General features: G+C 63.3%; 23 protein-coding genes. 13 read left to right on the top strand and 10 right to left on the bottom strand.

Annotated elements, in window-relative coordinates:
• Window positions 1-2: 2 nt before the first annotated feature.
• Complete coding sequence (galE, locus tag G6N78_RS10185; protein ID WP_165218008.1) at window positions 3-992, bottom strand: UDP-glucose 4-epimerase GalE; 990 nt, start codon at window positions 990-992, stop codon at window positions 3-5.
• A 223-nt stretch (window positions 993-1,215) separates the two neighbouring features.
• Between galE and G6N78_RS10180 the strand changes: the two genes are divergently transcribed.
• A complete protein-coding gene (locus G6N78_RS10180; protein ID WP_165218006.1) occupies window positions 1,216-1,581 on the top strand; it encodes a YbaN family protein in 366 nt (121 codons plus the stop codon).
• Window positions 1,582-1,587: 6 nt separating this feature from the next.
• On the opposite strand, the gene G6N78_RS10175 is transcribed toward G6N78_RS10180, so the two are convergent.
• From G6N78_RS10175 to G6N78_RS10165, 3 genes are read right to left on the bottom strand one after another with little or no spacing between them, the layout of a single operon-like run.
• Window positions 1,588-2,385 (bottom strand): heme ABC transporter ATP-binding protein, encoded by a 798-nt coding sequence (locus G6N78_RS10175; RefSeq protein ID WP_165218005.1) that lies wholly within the window; start codon window positions 2,383-2,385, stop codon window positions 1,588-1,590.
• Window positions 2,386-2,387: 2 nt separating this feature from the next.
• Window positions 2,388-3,473, bottom strand: a complete 1,086-nt coding sequence (locus G6N78_RS10170; RefSeq protein WP_165218003.1) for a FecCD family ABC transporter permease — start codon at window positions 3,471-3,473, stop codon at window positions 2,388-2,390.
• Between the two features lie 3 nt (window positions 3,474-3,476).
• Window positions 3,477-4,358, bottom strand: a complete 882-nt coding sequence (locus tag G6N78_RS10165; protein WP_370691396.1) for a heme/hemin ABC transporter substrate-binding protein — start codon at window positions 4,356-4,358, stop codon at window positions 3,477-3,479.
• A gap of 165 nt (window positions 4,359-4,523) precedes the next feature.
• Here G6N78_RS10165 and hmuQ point away from each other — a divergent pair, with 165 nt between their 5' ends.
• Window positions 4,524-4,868 (top strand): heme-degrading protein HmuQ, encoded by a 345-nt coding sequence (hmuQ, locus tag G6N78_RS10160; protein ID WP_165217999.1) that lies wholly within the window; start codon window positions 4,524-4,526, stop codon window positions 4,866-4,868.
• Window positions 4,865-5,398 carry a heme utilization cystosolic carrier protein HutX gene (gene hutX / locus G6N78_RS10155; RefSeq protein WP_165217997.1) on the top strand — a complete coding sequence of 178 codons (534 nt, stop codon included), beginning with the start codon at window positions 4,865-4,867 and terminating at the stop codon, window positions 5,396-5,398. Before hmuQ ends, hutX begins: the two co-directional genes overlap by 4 nt.
• A gap of 51 nt (window positions 5,399-5,449) precedes the next feature.
• On the opposite strand, the gene G6N78_RS10150 is transcribed toward hutX, so the two are convergent.
• Both G6N78_RS10150 and G6N78_RS10145 read right to left on the bottom strand, forming a co-directional pair.
• Window positions 5,450-5,761 (bottom strand): hypothetical protein, encoded by a 312-nt coding sequence (locus tag G6N78_RS10150; protein WP_165217995.1) that lies wholly within the window; start codon window positions 5,759-5,761, stop codon window positions 5,450-5,452.
• A gap of 173 nt (window positions 5,762-5,934) precedes the next feature.
• Window positions 5,935-6,123 carry a DUF3008 family protein gene (locus tag G6N78_RS10145; RefSeq protein ID WP_165217993.1) on the bottom strand — a complete coding sequence of 63 codons (189 nt, stop codon included), beginning with the start codon at window positions 6,121-6,123 and terminating at the stop codon, window positions 5,935-5,937.
• Window positions 6,124-6,280: 157 nt separating this feature from the next.
• On the opposite strand from G6N78_RS10145, the gene G6N78_RS10140 reads away from it, so the two are divergent.
• The 5 genes from G6N78_RS10140 to G6N78_RS10120 all read left to right on the top strand — a co-directional run bounded on the left by G6N78_RS10140 (window position 6,281) and on the right by G6N78_RS10120 (window position 11,454).
• Window positions 6,281-6,553: a DUF2309 domain-containing protein gene (locus G6N78_RS10140; protein WP_165217991.1), complete on the top strand. Its 273-nt coding sequence runs from the start codon at window positions 6,281-6,283 to the stop codon at window positions 6,551-6,553.
• A 147-nt stretch (window positions 6,554-6,700) separates the two neighbouring features.
• Window positions 6,701-9,364, top strand: coding sequence for a malto-oligosyltrehalose synthase (treY, locus tag G6N78_RS10135; protein WP_165217989.1), 2,664 nt, complete (start codon window positions 6,701-6,703; stop codon window positions 9,362-9,364).
• Between the two features lie 275 nt (window positions 9,365-9,639).
• A complete protein-coding gene (locus G6N78_RS10130) occupies window positions 9,640-9,828 on the top strand; it encodes a hypothetical protein (RefSeq protein ID WP_165217987.1) in 189 nt (62 codons plus the stop codon).
• Window positions 9,825-11,165, top strand: coding sequence for an NAD(P)/FAD-dependent oxidoreductase (locus G6N78_RS10125; protein ID WP_234905774.1), 1,341 nt, complete (start codon window positions 9,825-9,827; stop codon window positions 11,163-11,165). Before G6N78_RS10130 ends, G6N78_RS10125 begins: the two co-directional genes overlap by 4 nt.
• A 4-nt stretch (window positions 11,166-11,169) precedes the next feature.
• On the top strand, window positions 11,170-11,454 hold the full coding sequence (locus G6N78_RS10120) for a hypothetical protein (protein WP_165217985.1): 285 nt from the start codon (window positions 11,170-11,172) through the stop codon (window positions 11,452-11,454).
• Between the two features lie 419 nt (window positions 11,455-11,873).
• On the opposite strand, the gene G6N78_RS10115 is transcribed toward G6N78_RS10120, so the two are convergent.
• Window positions 11,874-12,686 carry an SDR family oxidoreductase gene (locus G6N78_RS10115; RefSeq protein WP_165221599.1) on the bottom strand — a complete coding sequence of 271 codons (813 nt, stop codon included), beginning with the start codon at window positions 12,684-12,686 and terminating at the stop codon, window positions 11,874-11,876.
• A 340-nt stretch (window positions 12,687-13,026) separates the two neighbouring features.
• Between G6N78_RS10115 and G6N78_RS10110 the strand changes: the two genes are divergently transcribed.
• Window positions 13,027-13,890 (top strand): glycerophosphodiester phosphodiesterase, encoded by an 864-nt coding sequence (locus G6N78_RS10110; protein ID WP_165217983.1) that lies wholly within the window; start codon window positions 13,027-13,029, stop codon window positions 13,888-13,890.
• Here the strand turns inward: G6N78_RS10110 and G6N78_RS10105 are convergent.
• Window positions 13,874-14,227 (bottom strand): DMT family protein, encoded by a 354-nt coding sequence (locus G6N78_RS10105; RefSeq protein WP_165217981.1) that lies wholly within the window; start codon window positions 14,225-14,227, stop codon window positions 13,874-13,876. The two genes, G6N78_RS10110 and G6N78_RS10105, sit on opposite strands and share 17 nt — an antisense overlap.
• A gap of 131 nt (window positions 14,228-14,358) precedes the next feature.
• The gene (locus G6N78_RS10100; protein WP_165217979.1) at window positions 14,359-14,715 is read right to left on the bottom strand and encodes a hypothetical protein; all 357 of its coding nucleotides are present in this window, start codon (window positions 14,713-14,715) and stop codon (window positions 14,359-14,361) included.
• Between the two features lie 323 nt (window positions 14,716-15,038).
• Here G6N78_RS10100 and G6N78_RS10095 point away from each other — a divergent pair, with 323 nt between their 5' ends.
• Window positions 15,039-16,859 (top strand): methyl-accepting chemotaxis protein, encoded by a 1,821-nt coding sequence (locus G6N78_RS10095; protein WP_165217977.1) that lies wholly within the window; start codon window positions 15,039-15,041, stop codon window positions 16,857-16,859.
• A gap of 96 nt (window positions 16,860-16,955) precedes the next feature.
• Here the strand turns inward: G6N78_RS10095 and G6N78_RS10090 are convergent, their stop codons facing one another.
• Window positions 16,956-17,666, bottom strand: a complete 711-nt coding sequence (locus tag G6N78_RS10090; RefSeq protein WP_165217975.1) for a GntR family transcriptional regulator — start codon at window positions 17,664-17,666, stop codon at window positions 16,956-16,958.
• Window positions 17,667-17,923: 257 nt separating this feature from the next.
• Here G6N78_RS10090 and G6N78_RS10085 point away from each other — a divergent pair, with 257 nt between their 5' ends.
• The 3 genes from G6N78_RS10085 to G6N78_RS10075 all read left to right on the top strand — a co-directional run bounded on the left by G6N78_RS10085 (window position 17,924) and on the right by G6N78_RS10075 (window position 21,483).
• On the top strand, window positions 17,924-19,009 hold the full coding sequence (locus tag G6N78_RS10085) for an ABC transporter ATP-binding protein (RefSeq protein ID WP_165217973.1): 1,086 nt from the start codon (window positions 17,924-17,926) through the stop codon (window positions 19,007-19,009).
• 48 nt (window positions 19,010-19,057) lie between these two features.
• Window positions 19,058-20,347, top strand: a complete 1,290-nt coding sequence (locus G6N78_RS10080) for an ABC transporter substrate-binding protein (RefSeq protein ID WP_165217971.1) — start codon at window positions 19,058-19,060, stop codon at window positions 20,345-20,347.
• Between the two features lie 230 nt (window positions 20,348-20,577).
• Window positions 20,578-21,483 (top strand): ABC transporter permease, encoded by a 906-nt coding sequence (locus tag G6N78_RS10075; protein ID WP_165217969.1) that lies wholly within the window; start codon window positions 20,578-20,580, stop codon window positions 21,481-21,483.
• Window position 21,484 lies beyond the last annotated feature (1 nt).

The following is a 21,484-nucleotide window of genomic DNA, read 5'->3' as shown; positions in this document are numbered from 1 at the left end:
CGTTACTGCAGGTGAAAATTCGCCTTCGAATGCCAGTCCCAGGCGGAACGGATGATGTCGTGCAGCGAATATTGCGGCTCCCAGCCGAGCACAGCCTTCGCCTTTTCGTTGTTGGCAACCAGCGTGGTGGAGTCGCCGTCGCGGCGGCCGACATATTCCACCGGGAACGGCTTGCCCGAGACATCCGAAATTGCTGCCAGCAGTTCCTTCACCGTCGTGCCGGTGCCGGTGCCGAGGTTGAGTTCAACCGTCTCGCCGCCGGCCAGCAGGTAGTCGACGGCCCGCACATGCGCGTCCGCCAGGTCGAGCACGTGGATATAATCGCGCACGCAGGTGCCGTCGCGGGTATCGTAGTCGTCGCCGAACACCTTGAATCCCTGACGGCGGCCGAGCGCCGCCTCGATCGCGAGCGGAATGGCATGTGTTTCCGGCGTATGCCATTCGCCGATGCGACCTTCGAAATCGGCACCGGCGGCGTTGAAATAGCGCAGCATCACCGAGCGCAGGCCCTTATAGGTGCCGTAATCCTTCAGCGCCTGTTCGATGATGAATTTGGTGCGGCCATACGGATTGATCGGCGCCTGGGGATGCGTCTCGTCCATCGGCACCTGTTCCGGCAGCCCGTAGGTCGCACAGGTGGAGGAGAAGACGAAGGCCTTGACCCCGGCATCCATCGCCGCCGAGAGAAGCGTCAGCGCACCGATGACATTGTTGTCGTAGAAGGCGACCGGGTTCTTCACCGATTCACCCACTTCGATCAGCGCGGCGAAATGCAAAACGGCATCCGGCTTGTGCTTGGCGAAGACCTCGTCGAGACGCGCCCGGTCGCGGATATCGCCCTCTTCCAGCGGTCCCCATTTGACGAATTCCGCATGGCCGTTGGTGAGGTTGTCGAAGACGATCGGCTGGTAGCCGCGCTCGGCGAGCAGCAGGCAATTGTGCGAACCGATATAGCCGGCACCGCCGACGACGAGGACCTTTTTCTGAGACATGAACCGGCTGCGACTCCCGTTGATTTGCGGGGTGCACTATAACTTCGTCCGCATCAAAGGCCAGCCTGTGCCGTTGTTGAAAACACAACCGCCGTCACGCACCGCCGTCGTCATGTATCACCCCTATCGCCGAAAAAATGGAACTGGAGCGACAGGATAAGGATTTCCCACTCCTGCAGCCTTCCGCTATCATCGCAGACGGCGCATGACGGATGGATCATTGATGACACGATGGGTTTTTCTCGGCCTTGGCTGGTTCTTCGTCGCGCTCGGCATCGTCGGCGCCTTTCTGCCGCTTCTGCCCACCACGCCCTTCCTGCTTTTGGCCGTCGCCTGCTTCACCCGGTCTTCGCCGAGGCTCGAAGCCTGGCTGATGAACCATCCGCGCTTCGGCCCGCCCTTGCAGGATTGGCGGCGGAATGGCGCGATTTCGCGCAAGGCGAAGATCGCAGCGGTCAGCCTGATGGCGGCCAGCTACGCGATCTTCCTGTTCGGCACCTCGCCGCCGCTCTGGCGCGCCCTTCTGGTGCTGGCGATCCTCGCAGGCTCATCGCTCTTCATCGTCACGCGACCGGATGCCGGCGCCTGAACCAGATCACGCTGAGGCAGAGGCCCCATGCCGCGATTGCGGCAGCACGAAGGGAATGTGCGCCGCCGGCATGCGCCCGACAGCACCGGCAATGCCATAGACATTGGCGATGATCTCGTCGCTCAGCGTCTCAACGCACGGGCCTTCCGCCACCACGCGCCCCTTTTGCAGCACGATCACCTGATCGGCGAATTCCGCTGCCAGATTGAGGTCGTGCAGGATGGCGAGCACCATACCGCCCTCATTGGCAAAGGCGCGGGCGGTTTCGAGAACCGCGATCTGGTGGCCAAGGTCGAGGCTTGCGGTCGGCTCGTCGAGGAACAGGCCGCGCGCCAGCCCGCGATCGACCGCACACGGAACCTGGGCGAGCGCCCGGGCAAACTGCACACGCTGCTGCTCGCCGCCCGAAAGCGAGGGATAGCTGCGGCCCTCGAAACCGGCAAGCCCGACCCGCATCAGCGCCTGGCGCGCCTGCACCGTCGGATCGAGAGCCCCTTGCGCCACCGCCCCCATGCGGACGATCTCAAGCGCAGTGAAGGGAAAGGCAAGCTCGCTTGCCTGCGGCAGCACCGCCCGGCGCGCCGCCAGCTGTTGCGGCTGGTAGAGCGAAATCTCCATCCCATCATAGGTGACGCGGCCGGAGCTGACGCCGATCTCGCCGGAGAGCGCTTTCAGCAGCGTGGACTTGCCCGCCCCGTTCGGACCGATGATCACCGTCATCTCCCCCGGCCGAAGTTCGAGCGAGACCTCGTCCAGCAGGCGGCGGCCGGCGCGTTCAACGCTCACGGAATGGGCACGGATCATCGTCAATCTCCCATGCGGCGCGCCCCATGGCGGCCGAGAAGCAGCATCAGGAAAACCGGCGCACCGAAGAGAGCGGTGATGATGCCGATCGGCAGTTCGGCGGGTGCGACGATCGTGCGGGCGACACTGTCGGCCACCAGAAGCAGCGCCCCGCCGCCGATCGCGGAGGCCGGCAGCAGGAACCGGTGCGACGGGCCGATGACGAGGCGCAAGAGATGCGGCACGACGATGCCGACGAAGCCGATCGAGCCGGAGACCGCAACCGTTGCCCCGCAGGCGGCGGCGACGGCGAGGATGACCAACCGCTTCAGCCGCTGCACCGGAATGCCCAAATGAAAGGCCGCCGCATCGCCGAGGATCAGCGCGTCCAGACCACGGGCCACAAAGGGAATGATCGCAAGCACCAGCGCCACGAAAGGAAGGACTGACACGACGCGGCTGAAGGTGGCGCCCCCGAGCGAACCGAGGCTCCAGAAGGTAATGTCGCGCAGTTGGCGGTCATCCGCGACGAAGATGAAAAGTCCCATCATCGCGGCGCTCAACGCGCCGACGGCGATACCGGAGAGGATCAGCGTGGTGGTGTGGGTTCGGCCGCCGCGGGTCGCGATGCGATAGAGCAGCCAGGTGTTGAAGAGCCCGCCGAAGAAGGCCATCATCGGCAGGAAATGGCTGCCAAGCGCCATGGAGACGGGCGCCAGCAGACCGCCGCCCAGAACGATGCCGGCAACGGCAAAGAGGGCGGCACCGGAGGTGACGCCGACCACGCCCGGATCGGCCAGTGGATTGCGGAACAGGCCCTGCATCATCGCACCGGAGATTGCGAGCCCCGCGCCGACCAGAAGTCCGAGCGCCGTGCGCGGCAGGCGCACCGCCTCCAGCACCACACGCTCCTGCAGCGCCAATTGATCGCCGCGACCGGTGAGATAGAGCCACAAATGGGTGAGATCGACACCCGTCGGGCCGCTGCCGAGCGAAATCAGGCAGGCGATGGCGAGCAGGAGCAGAAGAACGACGATGCATAGAACGCCCTGACGCGAGCGGTCGCCGTCGTCTGTTCCGAGACTGAGCCGCAACGCCTCAGACCGCATGGCTCAGAAGCTCCCCGGATAGAGCTGCGAGGCAAGGCTGCGCGCCGCTTCCGGCGTGCGTGGGCCAAAGCCCAAAAGCAATAGGCCATCCATGCGGATGAGAGATTGGGAGGCGGCCGCCGGCGTGGACTGGAAGGCGGGAAGCGCAAACACCTCCTCAGGTTTGACGCCGTGATTGCCGGTGTGCATCACAAGCACGACATCCGGCTTGGCGGCAATCACCGCCTCATCCGTCAGCGGCTTGTAGCCGGTGATACCCTCGGCCGCGTTGACGCCGCCGGCCATCTCGATGATCGCACCCGCTTCCGTGTCCTTGCCGCCAGCCATGATGCGGCCATTGGCGACGGACAAGACGAACAGCACCCGCTTGCGGGGCTGCGGCAGTTTGTTCACCTCGCCCGCCAGCGCCGCCAGATCTGCATCGGTCTTCACCGCCAGGGTTTCCGCCTTGTCGGCGAGACCGACCGCGGCGCCCACATCCCGGATCTTCCTGGCGATCGCGGCACCGTCCGGCGGCGTGTCGATCGTCACCATGGGAATTTCACTCGCCTTCAGGATCGCCAGCGCATCCGGCGGGCCGGCACCATCCTCCGACAGGATCAGGTCCGGCGACTGGCCGAGAATCCCTTCGGGTGACAGCGCGCGCATGTAGCCGATATCCGGCTTCTTCATCACCTCCACCGGAAAGCTGCTGGTCGAATCGCGGGCGATGACCCGGTCGCCAGCACCCAGTGCGTAGAGGATCTCCGTCACCGTGCCGCCGATGGAGACGATCCGTTTGGCGGACGGGTTCGCGGCATCGGACGCCAGCACCGGCGCGACACTCAGACCTCCGCTCACGAGAACCGCCAGAAAACCTGTTTTGAAAACCGTGCGCATCGTCATATCGTTTTGCCTCGACGCCTGAATCTGCGGGACGACAAGCCCTCTCGTCGAGGCTCACCGCTCCCGCATAAAACTGGAGATAATTCATCCGGTTTAGGGCTTTTCAAGAGCCGGGGCAACAGATATCTTGAGAATACCACACCACTTAAAAGAGGATGCTGATCCATGTATATCGCAATGAACCGTTTCCGCGTCGTACCGGGTTTCGAAGAGGCGTTTGAAGAGATGTGGCGCACGCGCGAGCGGCATCTCTCGACGGTGCCGGGCTACCTGGAATTCCACATGCTGAAAGGCCCGAAGCATGAGGACCACACGCTCTATGCCTCGCATACGCTGTGGGAAACCCAGGAGCATTTCACCGCCTGGACGAAATCCGAGCAGTTCCGCGCCGCCCATGCACGCGCCGGCGAGAACAAGGGCAAGGTCGAATACCTCTCCGGCCCCCATTTCGAAGGTTTTGAAGTGATCATTCACGAAGATGCCAAAGGCAACCGCGCGGAGGCTGCATGAGCAGCGTGACGGCTCTTTCCACCGCTCCCGTCGAGCGCCGCGAGCGGGCTCTGGCCGCCCTTGCCGAAAAGCCGGATGGCGTGGTGGAAGCCATTGCCGCCAAGGCAGAGGTAACGCCGGCAGAAGTCCTCGCCATCCTGCCGAAGGGTGCAGCAACAACCGCCGATGTGTCGGAATTCGAAGCGATCTGGACAGAAATGTCCGGCTGGGGCGAGATCCTGTTCATCGTCCATACCGATGACATCGTGCTGGAAGCCACCGGTTCGCTCCCGGCCGGTAGCGAAGGCCACGGCTGGTTCAACATCCATGGCGACAGCCCGATTGGCGGTCATATCCGCAAGGACAACTGCGCCGGCATCACCTTCGTCGACCGTGCCTTTCATGGCCGCCGGTCCTGTTCGGTCTGGTTCATGAACGCCAAGGGCTCGGCCATGTTCAAGGTCTTCGTCAAGCGCGACGAGGCCCGCGAACTGGTGGCGGAGCAGTTGGTAAAGTTCGAAGCATTGCGCGACCGTTACGCCGGCGCATGACGCGTTCGGACGGAGCGGTTTTTGCCGCTCCGTCTCTAGAGCCTCAGCGGCTTAAGACTGCTCGCTCTCCTGCTCGCCACTTTGCAGCAGGGCGGCAAGGGCCGCACAATTCGGATCTTGAACATCGAGAAGCGTCACCGGTGAGGTCCAGCCGACCGAGACGCCGATCACGGTCTTGATCGCCCAGGACGGCTCGTTGGCCGCCCGCTCGATCAGCAGTGGCGCCTGCGTCGTGATGCATTGCTGCACCTGTGTGGCGGCCTGAGCCGACGCATTGACCTGATCGAGACGCGTCTGAACCTCCGCCTGCACGGGGTTGAGCACCGCCATCGTGATGAACCAGGCTGCGATATCGGAAAGCATGTCGTTTATCCTCTGTCGGCGTCAAATGCCGTTTGAAGAGGTCCGACATCGTGAAAGCGCCGATCTTCCACCAGAGGGGCCCGGACCACCGGGTCGAGCTCCATATGGGGATGACGTCGGCCGGTTCAAGATGAAGAGGATGTTATGGTGTTCGATCCGGCAAGCCAGTCACCTCAGCTCTTGGAGGCATGCTCCGGCTTGCCCTTGCGCTTGGTCGCCGCCATGTCGTGCAATTCCTTCTCGGACATGGATTTCTCCATCCCCTTGGAGGCGCCCTGAAGCTCGCTCTTCTTGATCTCGCCGCGCTTGGCGGCAAGGGCCGCTCCCGCCGCTTTCTGTTGTGCCTTGGATTTTGCCGGCATCGGCTGTCTCCCTGGGGTTGGACCTCTCGCCGAACGCGCACGGCGCCACTCTCGTTCCCCCGCGCCTGATGCGGGGTGCGGAACCGGATAGCGGTGCCGGGGGTTGTTGGTGGCAGGCGGCAAATGCCGCGCCGCAGATCATGAAAGGACGAGCCACATGGCCATGAAGGACAATATGGATGCCCGTGAGAAGATGACGGACGAAGGCTCGCGCCGTTTTGCCGAAGACGGGCGGGAACGCGCCGAAGATGCGCTGCATGCACGCGAGGACAACACGAACCTCAAGGCCGTACAGGAAGCCTCCCGGCTAGGCGGCGGTGATACCTATCTCGTCGAAACCGATCTCGAAGATCTGGACGAACGGCTGGATGGAGACGGCGCTGACGGACGCCCGAGCCCGATGGCCAATGCCGACAATCCCGAACGCTGAGCAGGTCACTCCGGCGCCGGCAGCAGGTCTTAGCCCCTGCATTTTGACTAGACGCGATGGCCGCGCCGGGAACCGCAATCTTCCCCCGGCGTTGGGTGGCGTTACTTGCCCTTCCTCACCCAACGCCCCCCGCAGGAGAAGCCCAGCGTGACGATCCCTACCGCCACCTATCGCATTCAGTTCCGCAACGGCATGACCTTCGACCGTGCCGTTGAACTCGTCCCCTACCTGAAGCGGCTCGGCATCAGCCATCTCTACGCTTCGCCGATCTTCACCGCGGCGCCGGATTCGACGCATGGTTATGATGTGGCGGATGCCAACAAGATCGATCCGGAGCTTGGCGGACGCGAGGGTTTCGACCGGCTGTCGGCAGCGCTCAAAGAGGCGGGGCTCGGCCTCATCCTCGACATCGTGCCGAACCACATGGCGGCAGGGCTCGAAAACCGCTGGTGGCGCAGCATCATCGAATGGGGTCGTGACAGCCGTTATGCCCGTTTCTTCGACGTCAACTGGACGAAACGCCTGACCCTGCCCTTTCTGGGCGATGACTTCGTCACGGTTCTTGCTCAGGGCGACCTGACCCTCGTTCTGGATCGCCAGGCCGGCTGTCTGGCGCTCGGCTATTTCGACAGCCATTACCCGCTCTCTCCGTCCACCTATCCGCAGGCATTGGAGGGCATCGCACTTCCGGTGGCAGACGAAATCCGCGCCCTGGCGGCCAAGGCCGACCCCGAGCGGGAAGAGAATTTCCATCAGGCGATGCGGGCGCTCGCGGAAAGTGCCAAGGCCGACCGGCTGGATGCGGCGCTGGCCGAACAGGCGAAGGATCAGCGCCGGCTCCAGGCCCTGCATGAAGCGCAGCCCTATCGGCTGATCTCCTGGCGCGATGCACCACGGGACCTCTCCTACCGCCGTTTCTTCGAGATCACCGGCCTTGCCGGCCTGCGGGTCGAGGATGAGGCCGTGTTTGCCGAAAGTCACCGGCTGATCCTCGATCTCGTGAAGGAGGGCAAGGTGGACGGGTTGCGCATCGACCATGTCGATGGCCTGTCCGATCCCGGCGCCTATCTCGACCGGCTGCGGCTAGAAGTCGGGCCGGATTGTTATCTGACCGTCGAAAAAATCCTGGCGCATGGCGAGCACCTGCCCTCGAGCTGGCCGATTTCCGGCACGACCGGTTACGAATTCATCGCCGCCCTGTCCGACGTGATGCTGGCCCCGGAGACGGTGGAGACCTTTAACCGCCAGTATGCGGACGTGACGGGCAAGCCGGTGGATTTCGGAGCCGAACTGCGCGCCGCCAAGGGGCTGATGGCGGACGTAAACTTCGAGGGTGAAGGCCGCAGGTTGCTAGACCTTGCATCAGAGATTGCCGGCGACGATGCGGATGCACAGACCCTCTCGGAGGACGACCTGCGCCAGGCGCTTCGGGAACTGCTGATCGCCTTCCCGGTCTACCGCACCTATGGCAACGAGATCGGCCTCGCTCTCGCCGACCGCCAGCGGCTGACCGATGTGATGGAGACGGTTGGGCGAAGCCCGAAACCGCCGAAACCGGAGGCTCTGACCTTCCTCGGCCGTATCCTCTTGGGCGATGTGAGGCAGGGCGTCGATGCCACCGCGCGCATGTTCCGCACCCGCTTCCAGCAGTTGACGGGTCCGCTGATGGCGAAATCCATCGAGGACACGCTGTTTTACCGCCTGAACCCGCTGCTGGCGCTGAACGAGGTGGGCTCGGAGCCGCATGGCCGAACATTCGGCCTTGACGCCTTCCATGCCGAGATGAAGGCGCGCCAGGAGAGCCAGCCCGCAGGCTTGTCTGCCACCTCCACGCACGACACGAAACGTGGCGAAGATGCCCGCGCCCGTCTCTATGCCCTGTCGGAAGCTCCGGACCTGTGGCAGGCGGCGCTTGAGGACTGGCGCCGGATGAACGCCAAGGCCGTCGTCTCTCTCAACGACGGTCCCGCTCCGGAGCCGGCCGTCGAATGGCTGATCTACCAGGCGCTGATCGGCGTCTGGCCGGAGGATCTCGGACCGGATGACACCGAGGGCCTGAAGGCCCTCGAGGAGCGTTTCCTCCCCTATCTGGAAAAGTCGTTGCGCGAAGCAAAGCTGCGCACCAGCTGGAACGACCAGAACCAGGGCTATGAGAAGGCGGTCACGGCCTATGCGCAGCACCTGTTTTCGCCAGAGGCCGCGGACTTCCGCCGCGATTTCGTCAGCCGCATGGAAACCGTCTTCCTCGCAGGCGCCGTCAACGGCGTGACGCAGACGCTGATCAAGCTCACCGCCCCCGGCGTGCCGGACATCTATCAGGGCAGCGAAGGCCTGGACCTGAGTCTGGTCGATCCCGACAATCGCCGCATGCCGGATTTTGCCCGCCTGACCGCCGGGCTCGATAGAGAAGCCGACACCTCGGACCCGGCGCTCTGGCTGGACGGTCGGCTGAAGCAGCAGGTGGTCGGCAAAATCCTGCCGCTGCGGCGCGACCATCCGGAGCTGTTCCGGACGGGTGATTACGTGCCGCTGCCGGTCTCGGGTCGGGCGGCAAACCATGTGGTGGCCTTCGGCCGGCGTTTCCAGGACCAACGGATCGTGGTGATCGCGCCGCGGCTGTTGTTCTCCGCCATCCGCGATGCCAAGGCTCTGCCGGAGGCCTCCTTCTGGGCTGGCACCACCGTTTCCCTGACGGAGGTCTTCGGCGGCGGCACCTATCGCGACCTGCTGAGCGACCAGCAGATCGACGCGGGAGCCGAGCTTGCGCTGGAAATCCTGGAGGCTCCCGTCTCGGTGCTCATCAAAGGCTGAACCGCTCAGCGGCCTCTCGTCGTCCGACGGCGAGAGGCCATCGCACCCTTAAGTTCGCTACCGGCTGCAAAACGGCATGAAAAAAGGCGCCGCCGAGGGGGCGAGCGCCTTTTTGTGTTGGGTGTGCTGACGGGATCAGGCGATGCCGACAAAAGACAGAATGGCAACGACGATAACGACGGCGCCTACGAGCCAAACGATGCTGTTCATGAGTCCCTCCTGAATGGGGTTATGGTTTCGCCGCTCAGGCAAAACCGACAAGGTTGAGAACGGCGATGATGATGACGACGGCTCCCACGAGCCAAACGATGCTGTTCATTTTCACGCTCCGAGTTGTTCCGCTTGAAAAACGCAAACCTGCCGCGAAGGTTCCGCCGCCCTCCGCTGGAACCTTCGGCAGATCAGGCGGTTCGGCCGAAGTGCGCGGTCTTTCCGACGACGCGACGGCAAAGGACATTTCATGAGCATCAATCCCGACATGGCGATCCTGAGAGGCGGAGCCGAACCACGCACCGCCCCGTCACGTCCACAGCGCGTCGTCATCATCGGCGCCGGCTTCGGCGGTCTGGCGGTGGCCCGGGCGCTCGGCAACAGTGCGATCGATGTCACCGTCATCGACCGTCGCAATCACAATCTCTTCCAGCCGCTTCTTTATCAGGTGGCCACCGCCGCCCTTTCGCCGGCAGACATTTCCGAGCCGATCCGCCGTTCGCTCGGGCGCTATCGCAACATCAAGGTGATGCTGGCGGAGGTGCACGGCATCGATCCGGTGGCAAAGACCGTGCTGGTCGATCATGGCCTTCCCGTCTCCTACGACCGCCTGGTGATCGCCACCGGCTCCGAATACAATTACTTCGGCCATGATGACTGGCGCGCCGCGGCACCGGGCCTCAAGACCATCCACGAGGCGCGGCTGATCCGCCAGCGCCTGCTGCTTGCCTTCGAGCGTGCCGAACTCTCCACCGACCCGGAGGAGAAGAAGGCGCTCCTCACCAGCGTGATCATCGGCGGCGGGCCGACTGGCGTCGAGATGGCCGGCGCGATTGCCGAGCTTGGCCGCTTCATGATCACCCGCGATTTCCGGAAATTGGCGCCGGAGGATTTTCGTGTGCTGCTGGTGGAGGCCGGCCCGCGTATTCTCGCCGCCTTCCCGGAAAACCTCACTACCTATGCGGCCGCAGAGCTGCAGAAGATGGGCGTCGAGGTGACGACCGGGCAGCGGGTCGATGAGGTGACCCGCGACCGCGTGGTGGCGGGCGGCCAGACCATCCGCACCGGCAACGTCATCTGGGGCGCTGGCGTCAAAGCCTCACCCGCTGCCGGCTGGCTGGGGATCGAAGGCAAGGCCGGCGGGCGCATTCCCGTCGATCCGGACCTGCGCATCACGGGTTTTGCCGACATCTTTTCAATCGGCGACACCGCGCTGGGGCTCGGCGAGGATGGCAAGCCGCTGCCGGCGCTTGCCCAGGTCGCCAAGCAGCAGGGGCAGTTTTTGGGGCACGCGCTGCGGGGAGAGCTTCTGGACGGTCGCAAGCCGGGCGCCTTCCACTTCCACAATCGCGGCAACACCGCCGTCATCGGCCGGCACGCGGCGATCTTCGATTTTGGCCGCTGGCAGCTGAAGGGCCGGCTCGCCTGGCTGCTCTGGGCGCTCGTGCATGTCTATCTGCTCGTCAATTTCGAAAAACGCCTGCTCGTTACCATCCAGTGGATCTGGCGGTATCTCACCCGCCAGCGCGGCGCGCGGCTGATCGATGAAAACGTGGCGTCGGTGCTGCCCGCGACCACCCAACCGGAGTGAAGGAATGAACACCGCCAATCCGCAACTGGAAGGCCTCTATCTCGCCGTCGCGGCCATGAACCGCCTGCTGGTCGAAAAACAGCTTCTGACGCATGAGGAAATCCACGAGACGCTTCTGGAGACCGAGCGCACGGTGCTGCGGGACCCTGAGCCGGCGAGCGTTTCGGACTCGCATCGAAAGGCGGTGGCCTTTCCGATCCGGCTGCTGATCACCGCCAACGAGGCGGCGGAAAAGGGCGCGGAGGTGAATTTCGAGGACCTCGCCCGCCATGTGGGGCGGCATAGCTGAGGGGCGGCGACCGATTTGACGCTGCGATCTTACGGGGCCCGGCCCCTCTGGCTGCCGCCATCTTCCGCACAAAGGGGGAGACCGCACGAAGTTGGGTCTTTGCCCTTTTATGAGAGCTGGTGTGACCTGGAAGCCATACCCCTCCCGTCGGCGAAGCAGCCAATTGATCAAGGTCCATGCCAAGACAAGCGCTTGAGGCAAGCCCCAAGTCCTTGTTCGGATGGCTCAGTTTGTTGAGAGGCCGACCTGCCAACACGCGGCGTCATCCTCGGCCCTGTGTCGAGGATCTATCAAAATCGAATAAAATCAATTATTTGGACATGCTCGGGACAAGCCCGAGCATGACGAAATAGGGCACAAGGCACGTGTCAGCAGTCCGGCCCCTTCCCGTTATGGGAAGAGGTCCTCGTCACCGACCGTCAGATGATCGGCTTGCCGCCGGTGACCGCGATGGTCGCGCCGGATACGTAGCTCGACAGCGGATCGGCGAGCATCACGTAGGCGGTGGCGAGCTCCGCCGGCTGGCCGGGGCGCTGCATCGGCACCTGCTTGCCGAAATTCTTGACCGATTCCTCCGGCAGCGTGGAGGGAATGAGCGGCGTCCAGATCGGGCCCGGCGCCACCGCATTGGCGCGGATGCCCTTTTCCGCCAGCAGCTGGGCGAGACCGGCGGTAAAGTTCTGGATCGCGCCCTTCGTCGTTGCATAGGCGAGCAGCGAGGGGTTCGGGCTGTCGGAATTGATCGAGGCGGTGTTGATGATGGCGCTGCCGGGCTTCATGTGGGCAACGGCGGCCTTCGTCAGGTAGAACATGGCGTGGATGTTGACGCGGAAAGTCAGCTCCCACTCCTCGTCCGGGATCTCCTCGATGGAGGAGAAGGTGGCCTGGTGCGCCGCATTGTTGACCAGGATGTCGATCCCGCCGAGTTCGGACACCGCGGTATCGATCACTTGGCGGCAATGATCGGCCGATTGCAGGTCGCCACGCACCAACACCGCCTTGCGGCCCGCTTCTTCGACAAGACGCTGCGTGTCCTTCGCATCCTCATCCTCGTCCAGATAGGCGATGACGAGATCGGCGCCCTCGCGCGCAAAGGCGATGGCCACCGCACGTCCGATGCCGCTATCGCCGCCGGTGATGACCGCCTTTTTGCCGGCAAGCCTGTCCGAACCACGATAGGACTGCTCGCCGTGATCCGGGACGGGGTTCATCTGCCCGGTGGTGCCAGGCATCGGGATCTTGCCCTGCGGAAACGGCGGCGTCGGATGTTGCTGTGCCATGGAAAACCTCATCTGTTGGAATCGATAGCCCAACTGGAGGCGGAGGCCGATGTTCCCAAATCGGCCATCTTCCGTGGCGCTCTCTCTACGACGTCAATTTCGCCTCCAGCTATTCCGATCACAGCGTTGTCATGCACGACAGGCAATAGTCCTGCAGGAAAGGCCGGACGAGATCGTGCGTCCGGACCTCTTATCCTCTATCGATGGAACGGAATGTGCGGTTCACCCCTTGGGAACAAACCGCACCGCACCCCACGACACTTGAACGCCAATCGACGGACAATCGGACACCATGAGCGACATGCCCCCCGGTCTTGATCTCTTCCACGCCGGGCATCGCACCCGTCTCAAGTGGCATCGCCTGCGCCTCAGCCTCGATGCGCCGCTGTTTTCCGCGGAAACCATGGCGCTCGGTTTTGTCCTCGGCGCCTCCATGGAACTGGATCTGCGCGTGCGCGGCGATGGCGGCTTCGTGGTGCTGCATGATGCGGATCTTTCAGGCGAAACCAGCGGCCAAGGCCTGGTCTGCGAGAGCTCCGGCGAAGCCATCCGGTCTCTTCGCATGCGGGCGGGCGGCACGGCTCCCATCCTGGGTGAAGACCTAGCCTCGCTTCTCACCAAGGCGCATCCGGAGGCGCTTCTGCAGTTCGACATGAAGGACCGGCTGACGACGATCGGCGCGCGCGGGCTCGATCACCTCGCCGAACATTTTTCGAAGGCGGGCGGCTCGATCATCGTCTCGGGCCGCGATCTCGACCTGATCGTCGCAATCAAGAACCGCCTGCCGGAGATCCCTCGCGGCATCGATCCCACCGACAAACTGGTGGACATTCTGGCCACGGGGGACATCGCCGCCGTGGAAGCGGAGCTGACGGCCGATCTTCAGGGACCGACCGAACCGGAGATGATCTACCTCTCCTGGCCGCTGATCCTGAACGCGCATGAGGCGGGTCTCGACCTCATCGGCCTCTGCCACGATGCCGGGCGGACGGTGGATGCCTGGACCTATAACCTGAAGAGGCGACACGCCGGCTTCAGCGATACGGAGTGGCAGCAGTTTTCCACGCTGATGGCGCTGAAGCCAGACCAGATCACCACCGACGAGGCGCCGGCCACGGAGCGGGCCTGGATGGCACGCATCACCCCCGGAAGATGAAGGATGCGCCGACCGCGATCAGCGCAAAGCCGATGGCGTGGTTCCAGGTAAAATTCTCGCCGAGCCAGAACACCGAGAAGCCGGAAAAGACCAGGAGCGTGATCACCTCCTGGATAGTCTTCAACTGCGCCGTCGAATAGACGTCGGAACCGATGCGGTTGGCCGGCACCGCGAGGCAATATTCGAAGAAGGCAATGCCCCAGCTGACGACGATCGCAATCCAGATCGCGGTACTCTTGTGTTTCAGATGCCCGTACCAGGCAAACGTCATGAACACATTCGAGGCAAACAGCATCACGATCGGCCAGACGGCCGCGGGAGAAAGCGAGAAGGGCATGGGCAGGATCTCGAGGTTGAGAAGAAGATGAGGATGATGCTTGCGTTTTTTGCACCGCCTCGCGTCAATCTCAAGGCAGCAAAAAGCCCGGCGTCAACCGGGCTTCAAGGAATGGTGGATAAGCCGAAGCTTCACAGCTCCGGGCAGCCACGCTCGTTGGCGAACGTGATGCGCTGCGGACCACGGCGGGTATAACCTTCGACCACGACACGGCCGGGCGTGACACGGACCACTTCCGGATCCCGCAGGCCGGCTTCGCGGGCGGCGGCACGGGCTTCGCGCTCGCTGCAGCCCCGCGACGGCGGCGGTGGCGGACGGCGGCGGTCGTCGCCGCGATATTCCGGCTGACGCGGATCGCGGATGACCGGGCGAACCCCATCCGGCCCGATGCGCAGTTCAATGTCCTGTGCCCGGACGGGCGACGTCGTTGCAAGACCTGCAACCGTCACGACAAGGGCCAAGCCGGCGGCATGGATCACCTTCAACATGTTTCCTCCTTGGGGCCGCTCTGCTTCGGCACCCGATGTCTCTACGCCCGGCTTGAACGCACAATGCAGATTCGGGTTCCATCACTGTAATCACAGTCAGTGCGGCGGAAAAGTGTCGGCGTGATCTTCCGTCCCCGCAATGACCGTAAATTTATGCAGCCATTCTTTCATTCTTATACGCTGGGTTAACCTTTTGAGCACTTTATCTCAGGTGGGGGCATACCGGGGAATCCACACATCACCGTTCAGTCTTGCCTTCTTCACAAGCGTGCTGCCGGCAGGGGGCCGGAAACGCGCGTTCCTCTGTTTTTGAAGGTCCATTGATGTTAGGTCATCTCGCGATCCGGACAAAAATTCTGTCCGTCATCATCTTTCTTGGTCTCTTTTCCGTCGCCGGCGTTTCTTATGTCAGCAACCAGTTCGACTCCGTAAACGATCGCTACGCGCACTTCATTGCCAACGAGGCATCGGCAGCCGTGTTGGGCGCGCGCTCCTCGGCCGGCATGTGGACAGCCGTCAACGCCATCACCCGCGTCGCACTGAACGATGTCGGCACGCCTGCCTATGACGAAGGCAAGGCTGCCTTTGTCCGCAACCTCGATGGCGCCAAGACGAAGCTCGTCGATATCTCCGCAAAGGTGCCGCAGACAAAACCCGCCTCCGACGAACTGCTCGGCCTGATGGACCAGTTCAAGGCGGTTTACGACAAGGTCGTCGCCGCAAAGGAAGCCGGCAAGAACGATGAGGCGATTGCCCTTGTCCGTTCGCTGGACGCGATGTCAGCGAGCTTCTCCACGAAGTCCGGCGCCAACAACACGACGCTGACCGGCATGGTTGAAGGTGGCGGCAAAGCCATTTCCGCCGAAACCGACGCCGTGATCACCACCAGCATGGCCACTCTGCTGATCGGCATCCTCGCCACGATCGCGATTGCCGTCTACGTCGCCCGCGCCGGCATCACCGCGCCGATGGAACGGCTGCGGTCGCGCATGGCAGCGCTTGCCTCCGGCGACGCCACCTCTCCGGTTGACGGCACCGAGCGCCGCGACGAGATCGGCGCCATGGCCAAGACCGTCGAAGTCTTCCGCGCCAATGCGCTGGAACGCGGCGAGCTGGAAAGCCGGGCCGAAGCGGCGCGCCGCATGACCGAAGAGGAACGCGCTGCCAACGAGGCGCTGAAGGCGGAAGAAGCCGGCACGCTGGCCGAGATTGTCCAGATGCTGGCCAACGGCCTGAAGGCGCTCGCCGATGGCGATCTCTCGCACCGCATCAACCGTCCGTTCACGCCGAAGCTTGACAGCCTGCGCGCCGACTTCAACCACTCGCTCGACAAGCTCGCCCAGGCGATGCAACTCGTCGGCAGCAATGCCCATGCGATCAGCGCTGGTGCGAACGAGATCCGGTCCTCCAGCGACGACCTTGCCCGCCGCACCGAGCAGCAGGCGGCCTCGATCGAGGAAACCGCCGCAGCGCTGGAAGAAATCACCACGACGGTGCGCGACGGTGCCAAGCGCGCCGAGGAAACCCGCCGCCTGGTGGCAACGACCGGCGAAGACGCCCGCCGCTCCGGCGGTGTCGTCCGCTCCGCCGTGGACGCCATGCATGCCATCGAGAAGTCGTCCGGCGAAATCTCCTCGATCATCGGCGTGATCGACGAGATCGCCTTCCAGACGAACCTGCTCGCACTCAACGCCGGTGTCGAAGCCGCCCGCGCCGGGGAAGCCGGCAAGGGTTTTGCGGTCGTTGCACAGGAAGTCCGCGAACTGGCCCAGCGGTCCGCCAAGGCCGCCAAGGAGATCAAGGACCTGATCAACACGTCCAGCTCCCAGGTCGCACACGGCGTCTCTCTCGTCGGCGATACCGGCAAGGCGCTGGAAGGCATCGTCGATCAGGTGCAGCAGATCACCTCGAACGTCCAGGCAATCGCCGAAGCCTACCGCGAACAGTCTGTCGGACTGCAGGAGGTCAACACCGCCGTCAACGCGATCGACCAGGGCACGCAGCAGAACGCGGCCATGGTGGAAGAGGCAACGGCCACCTCGCACCAGCTCTCGACCGAAGCGGCAACCCTGCTGCAGCTTCTCAGCCAGTTCCGCCTGCCCCAGGCCGGTGGACAGGCGCAGGGTTACAGCCGCGCCGCCTGATCGCGATCGCGACAAGACGCCAAGAGAAAAGGCTCCGGTTCCGGGGCCTTTTTTGATGTCCAGGTTCGGAGCTTCGTCAAAGGAGCGACGACCGGTTCAGATATCCAGCGCATCCTTGAGCGCCAGTCCGTCGCGCACGCGGATATCGAGGTCCGCCTCGATATGATCGATATGGTGCAGCATCAGGGCGGCGGCCCGTTCCGCATTCCGGGTTTCCAGCGCCTCCAGGATATCGGCGTGCTCATGATGGCCGCAGCGGGAAACACCCGTGCTGCCGTAGAGCGCTATGACCAGCGAGGAACGCGCCACCAGTTCATCCATGAAGCGCTGCAGGATCTGGTTGCCGGCCACACTGGCGAGCATCAGATGGAAATCGCCTGATGCCTTGATCTCCGCCCGCCGCGCGGCAGGCCCCCGCTCGTTCATGAAGCGGACCTCTTCCTGCAAATGGTGGCGAAAAGCATCGATATCGGCATCGGTGACGCGCTCGACGGCGGACGCCGCGATGCCGGGTTCCAGAAGCCGCCGGGAGGCAAACACCTGGCGTGCTTCTTCCGGCGTCGGATTGGATACAAAAGCGCCCCTGTTTCGTTCCGTCTTGACCAGCCCTTCGAAGGTCAGCATCTGCAGCGCCGCCCGGACGACGGTACGGCTCGCCTCGAACAGATCCCCCACTTCGCTTTCCACCAGCTTCATCCCCGGCGCCAGGCGACGATCGACGATGGCGTTGCGCAAGGCCTCGCGAATGGCCAGAACCCGGTCGTCCGGCACGACATCGAAGGGTGAGATCTTTTCGCTGATGTTCATCGGAAATCCTGCTTCTGTCGTATTTGTACCCCGGGCAAGGTGATTTGCAAGGGCTCGTTGAACCGAAGCGGCCGGATTGAATACGATACGGCCATCACATAGTACACGATCCGCCGATTTCTTGTGCAGTCCCTGCATTGCTTCTGTGCACACCGATGAGGCACTGCCCGCTGATGCGGCATGATCCGGCTGTTTTACCGAAAAAGTCAAACTGGCACGCGGGATGCATGGATATGTTTGCCTCAGGGGAGACATGCATGACGAAAGCCGCAGAGATCGAAATCGCCTCCGTCACCAAGACCTATGGAACGACGACGGCCGTTCACGCGATCAGCCTGAAGATTCCGGCCGGCAGCTATTGCTGCCTTCTCGGGCCCTCCGGCTGCGGCAAGACGACGACGCTCCGGATGATCGCCGGCCATGAGAGCATCACCAGCGGTGACGTTCTGCTCGGCAACAAGAACGTTACCGATCTTGCCCCCGCAGCCCGCGGCACGGCGATGATGTTCCAGTCCTACGCCCTCTTTCCGCACCTCGACCTGATCGACAACGTCGCCTTCAGTCTGAAGATGAAGGGCGTCGATAAGGACACCCGGCGCGCCAAGGCGCTCGACATGCTGAAGCTGATGCAGCTGGAGCCCTATGCGAACCGGCGTCCGGCGCAGCTGTCCGGCGGTCAGCAGCAGCGCGTGGCGCTGGCCCGCGCTTTGATCACCGATCCGGAAGCGCTTCTGCTCGACGAGCCGCTCTCGGCGCTCGATCCCTTCCTGAAGATCCGCATGCGCGCCGAACTCAAGAAGCTGCAAACCTCGCTCGGCATCACCTTCGTCCACGTGACCCACAGCCAGGAAGAGGCGATGGCGCTGGCCGACATCATCGTCGTGATGAATGACGGGCGCATTGAACAGGCCGCTCCGCCGCGTACCGTCTTCGAGCAGCCGGCGACCGCCTTCGTCGCCCGCTTCATGGGCGATCACAACGTGATCTCGGGGCGCGTCACCACCTCCAACATGATGGAGACGGTGCTCTCCGTGCCGTCCGGCGGCAGTTTCTGGGCACCGGCAAGCGGCACGCCCGAGGGAGATCCCATCGACATCGCCATCCGCACCGACCGGGTGAAGATCGGCGAGGCGGCGGAAACCGGTCTCGGTTTTACCGGCACCATCTCCAACATCGAATACCGTGGTTCTTCGGTCAAACTCGTCGCCACCGGCGCCGGCATCGAGGAATTCACGGCCATCCTCAGCGACACGATGTTCTTCGCGACACCCGTCAAGGTGGGCGAAGCCATCCAGCTGTCCTGGGCGCCCGAAGACGTGATCGTTCTCGGCCGGCCCCACTAACCAACAATAACATCCGTGCTGACACACCACAAAAGAGAGGAACATGGCATGACCGATACCAAGAAGACGCCGGCCGGCATCACGCGCCGCAGCCTGCTGAAAACCGCCTCTGCCGCCGCCGGCCTCGCCGCCGGTTCGGGCGCCATCACCGGCTTCCCGACCATCTGGGCCCAGTCGAACATCACGCTGCGCCAGTTCGGCACCGGCGTTTCGAACATCAACGCGATTGCCGAGCAGTGCAAGAAGGACCTCGGCATCACGCTCGAAATGACCGCGACGGACTCGGACGCCGCCGCCCAGCGCGCCGTCACCCAGCCGAACTCCTACGACATCGCCGACATCGAATACTGGATCCTGAAGAAGGTCTACCCGACCGGCGTCATCCAGCCGATGGATGTCAAGAAGCTGAAATATTACGACAAGGTCGTTCCGCTGTTCAAGAACGGCAAGCTGAAGCCGGACAGCGTCATTGCGCAAGGCACCGCCCCGCACACCGTCGGCTACGTCGAAAAGCCGGGCGACAAGGCATTCGCCAAGGGCGAAACCCAGTACTTCACCATGATGCCGACGATCTACAATGCCGACACGCTCGGCATCCGCCCCGACCTCGTCGGCCGCGAGATCACCACCTGGGCCGACATCATGGACCCGGCCTTCAAGGGCAAGACCTCGATCCTCAACATCCCGTCGATCGGCATCATGGATGCCGCGATGATCATGGAAGCCATGGGCAACATCAAGTATGCCGACAAGGGCAACATGACGAAGGCGGAAATCGATGCCACCATCGACTTCCTGATCAAGGCGAAGAAGGCCGGCCAGTTCCGCGCCTTCTGGAAGAGCTTCGATGAGTCGGTCAACCTGATGGCATCGGGCGAAGTCGTCATCCAGTCCATGTGGTCGCCGGCGGTGGCCGCCGTCCGCTCCAAGGGCATCGCCTGCAAATACCAGCCGCTGAAGGAAGGTTACCGCTCCTGGGGCGGTGGTCTCGGCCTCGCTTCGCACCTGAAGGGCGCCCAGCTCGATGCAGCCTACGAATACATCAACTGGTACACCTCCGGCTGGGTCGGTGGCTACCTGAACCGCCAGGGCTACTACTCGGCCTGCATGGAAACCGCCAAGGGCTTCATGAGCGCCGACGAATGGGGCTACTGGATCGAAGGCAAGCCGGCCCAAGGCGAAATCCTCTCGCCGGAAGGCAAGGTGATGGAAAAGGCCGGCGCCGTGCGCGACGGCGGCTCCTTCGAGGACCGCATGGGCAAGGTCGCCTGCTGGAACTCCGTCATGGACGAGGACCGCTACATGGTCCGCCGCTGGAACGAGTTTATCGCGGCGTAAGATCTGCACAAAGGGCGCTCGCCCCTCACCCTAACCCTCTCCCCGCATGCGGGGAGAGGGGACGCGGTTGCGGCAACCAGGTCGGATGTCTCTTCCGTTTATGGGGAGGCAAGGCAGTGCGGCTTTCCTCTTCTCCCCGCTTGCGGGGAGAAGGTCCCGGCAGGGGGATGAGGGGCACCCCTCAACATGACAACATCGGGGCTAGCCTCGGCTGTGGGAGACGAAGATTAATGACGACAGTCCGATTCATAGGCGCAGGCACGCCGAGGCCGAAGCGGGACTTCCGTATCTCGCCGAAGCTCGCCTCCTACCTGCAGGCGACGCCGCTGACGGTGATCCTCGGCTGTTTCCTGGCCCTGCCGCTGTTGATGATCATCGTCGTCAGCTTCTGGGATTACGACTTTGCCCAGATGTATCCCGATTTCCTGATGATGAACTACGAGGAGACGCTGGGCTCCTGGGTCACCTGGCAGACCTATTTCAACACGCTGAGATACGCCTTCATGGTCTGGGCGATCACGCTTGTCCTCGGTTTCTGGGTCGCCTATTTCCTCGCCTTCCACATCCGCACCACCGCCATGCAGATGGTGCTCTTCCTCGTCTGCACCGTGCCCTTCCTCACCTCCAACATCATCCGCATGATCTCCTGGATCCCGGTGCTCGGGCGAAACGGGCTGATCAATTCCGGCCTGGTAAATGCCGGCATCGTCTCCGAACCGGTGGAATGGCTGCTTTATTCGGATTTCGCCGTCGTGCTCGCCATGGTGCATCTCTACACGCTGTTCATGGTGACGCCGATCTTCAACACGCTGATGCGGATCGACAAATCACTGGTGGAGGCGGCGCGGGATGCCGGCGCCACGAGCTGGCAGGTGCTCACCAACGTCATCATCCCGCTCGCCAAACCCGGCATGGCGATCGGCACCATCTTTGTCGTGACCCTGGTGATGGCGGATTTCTCCACCGTGCAGGTCATGTCCGGCGGCCAGAGTGCCTCCGTTGCGCTGATGATGAAGAACCAGATGTCGCTTCTGCAATATCCGGCCGCCGCCGCCAATGCCGTGGTGTTGCTCGTCCTCGTTCTCCTGATGGTCGCGGGCATCCTGCGTATCGTCGATATCCGCAAGGAGCTCTAAG

The sequence above is a fragment of the Allorhizobium pseudoryzae genome, assembly GCF_011046245.1.
Taxonomy (GTDB): Bacteria; Pseudomonadota; Alphaproteobacteria; order Rhizobiales; family Rhizobiaceae; genus Neorhizobium; species Neorhizobium pseudoryzae.
The sequence above is the reverse complement of the archived record's forward strand: the minus strand, read 5'-3'. Positions and strand labels throughout refer to the sequence as shown.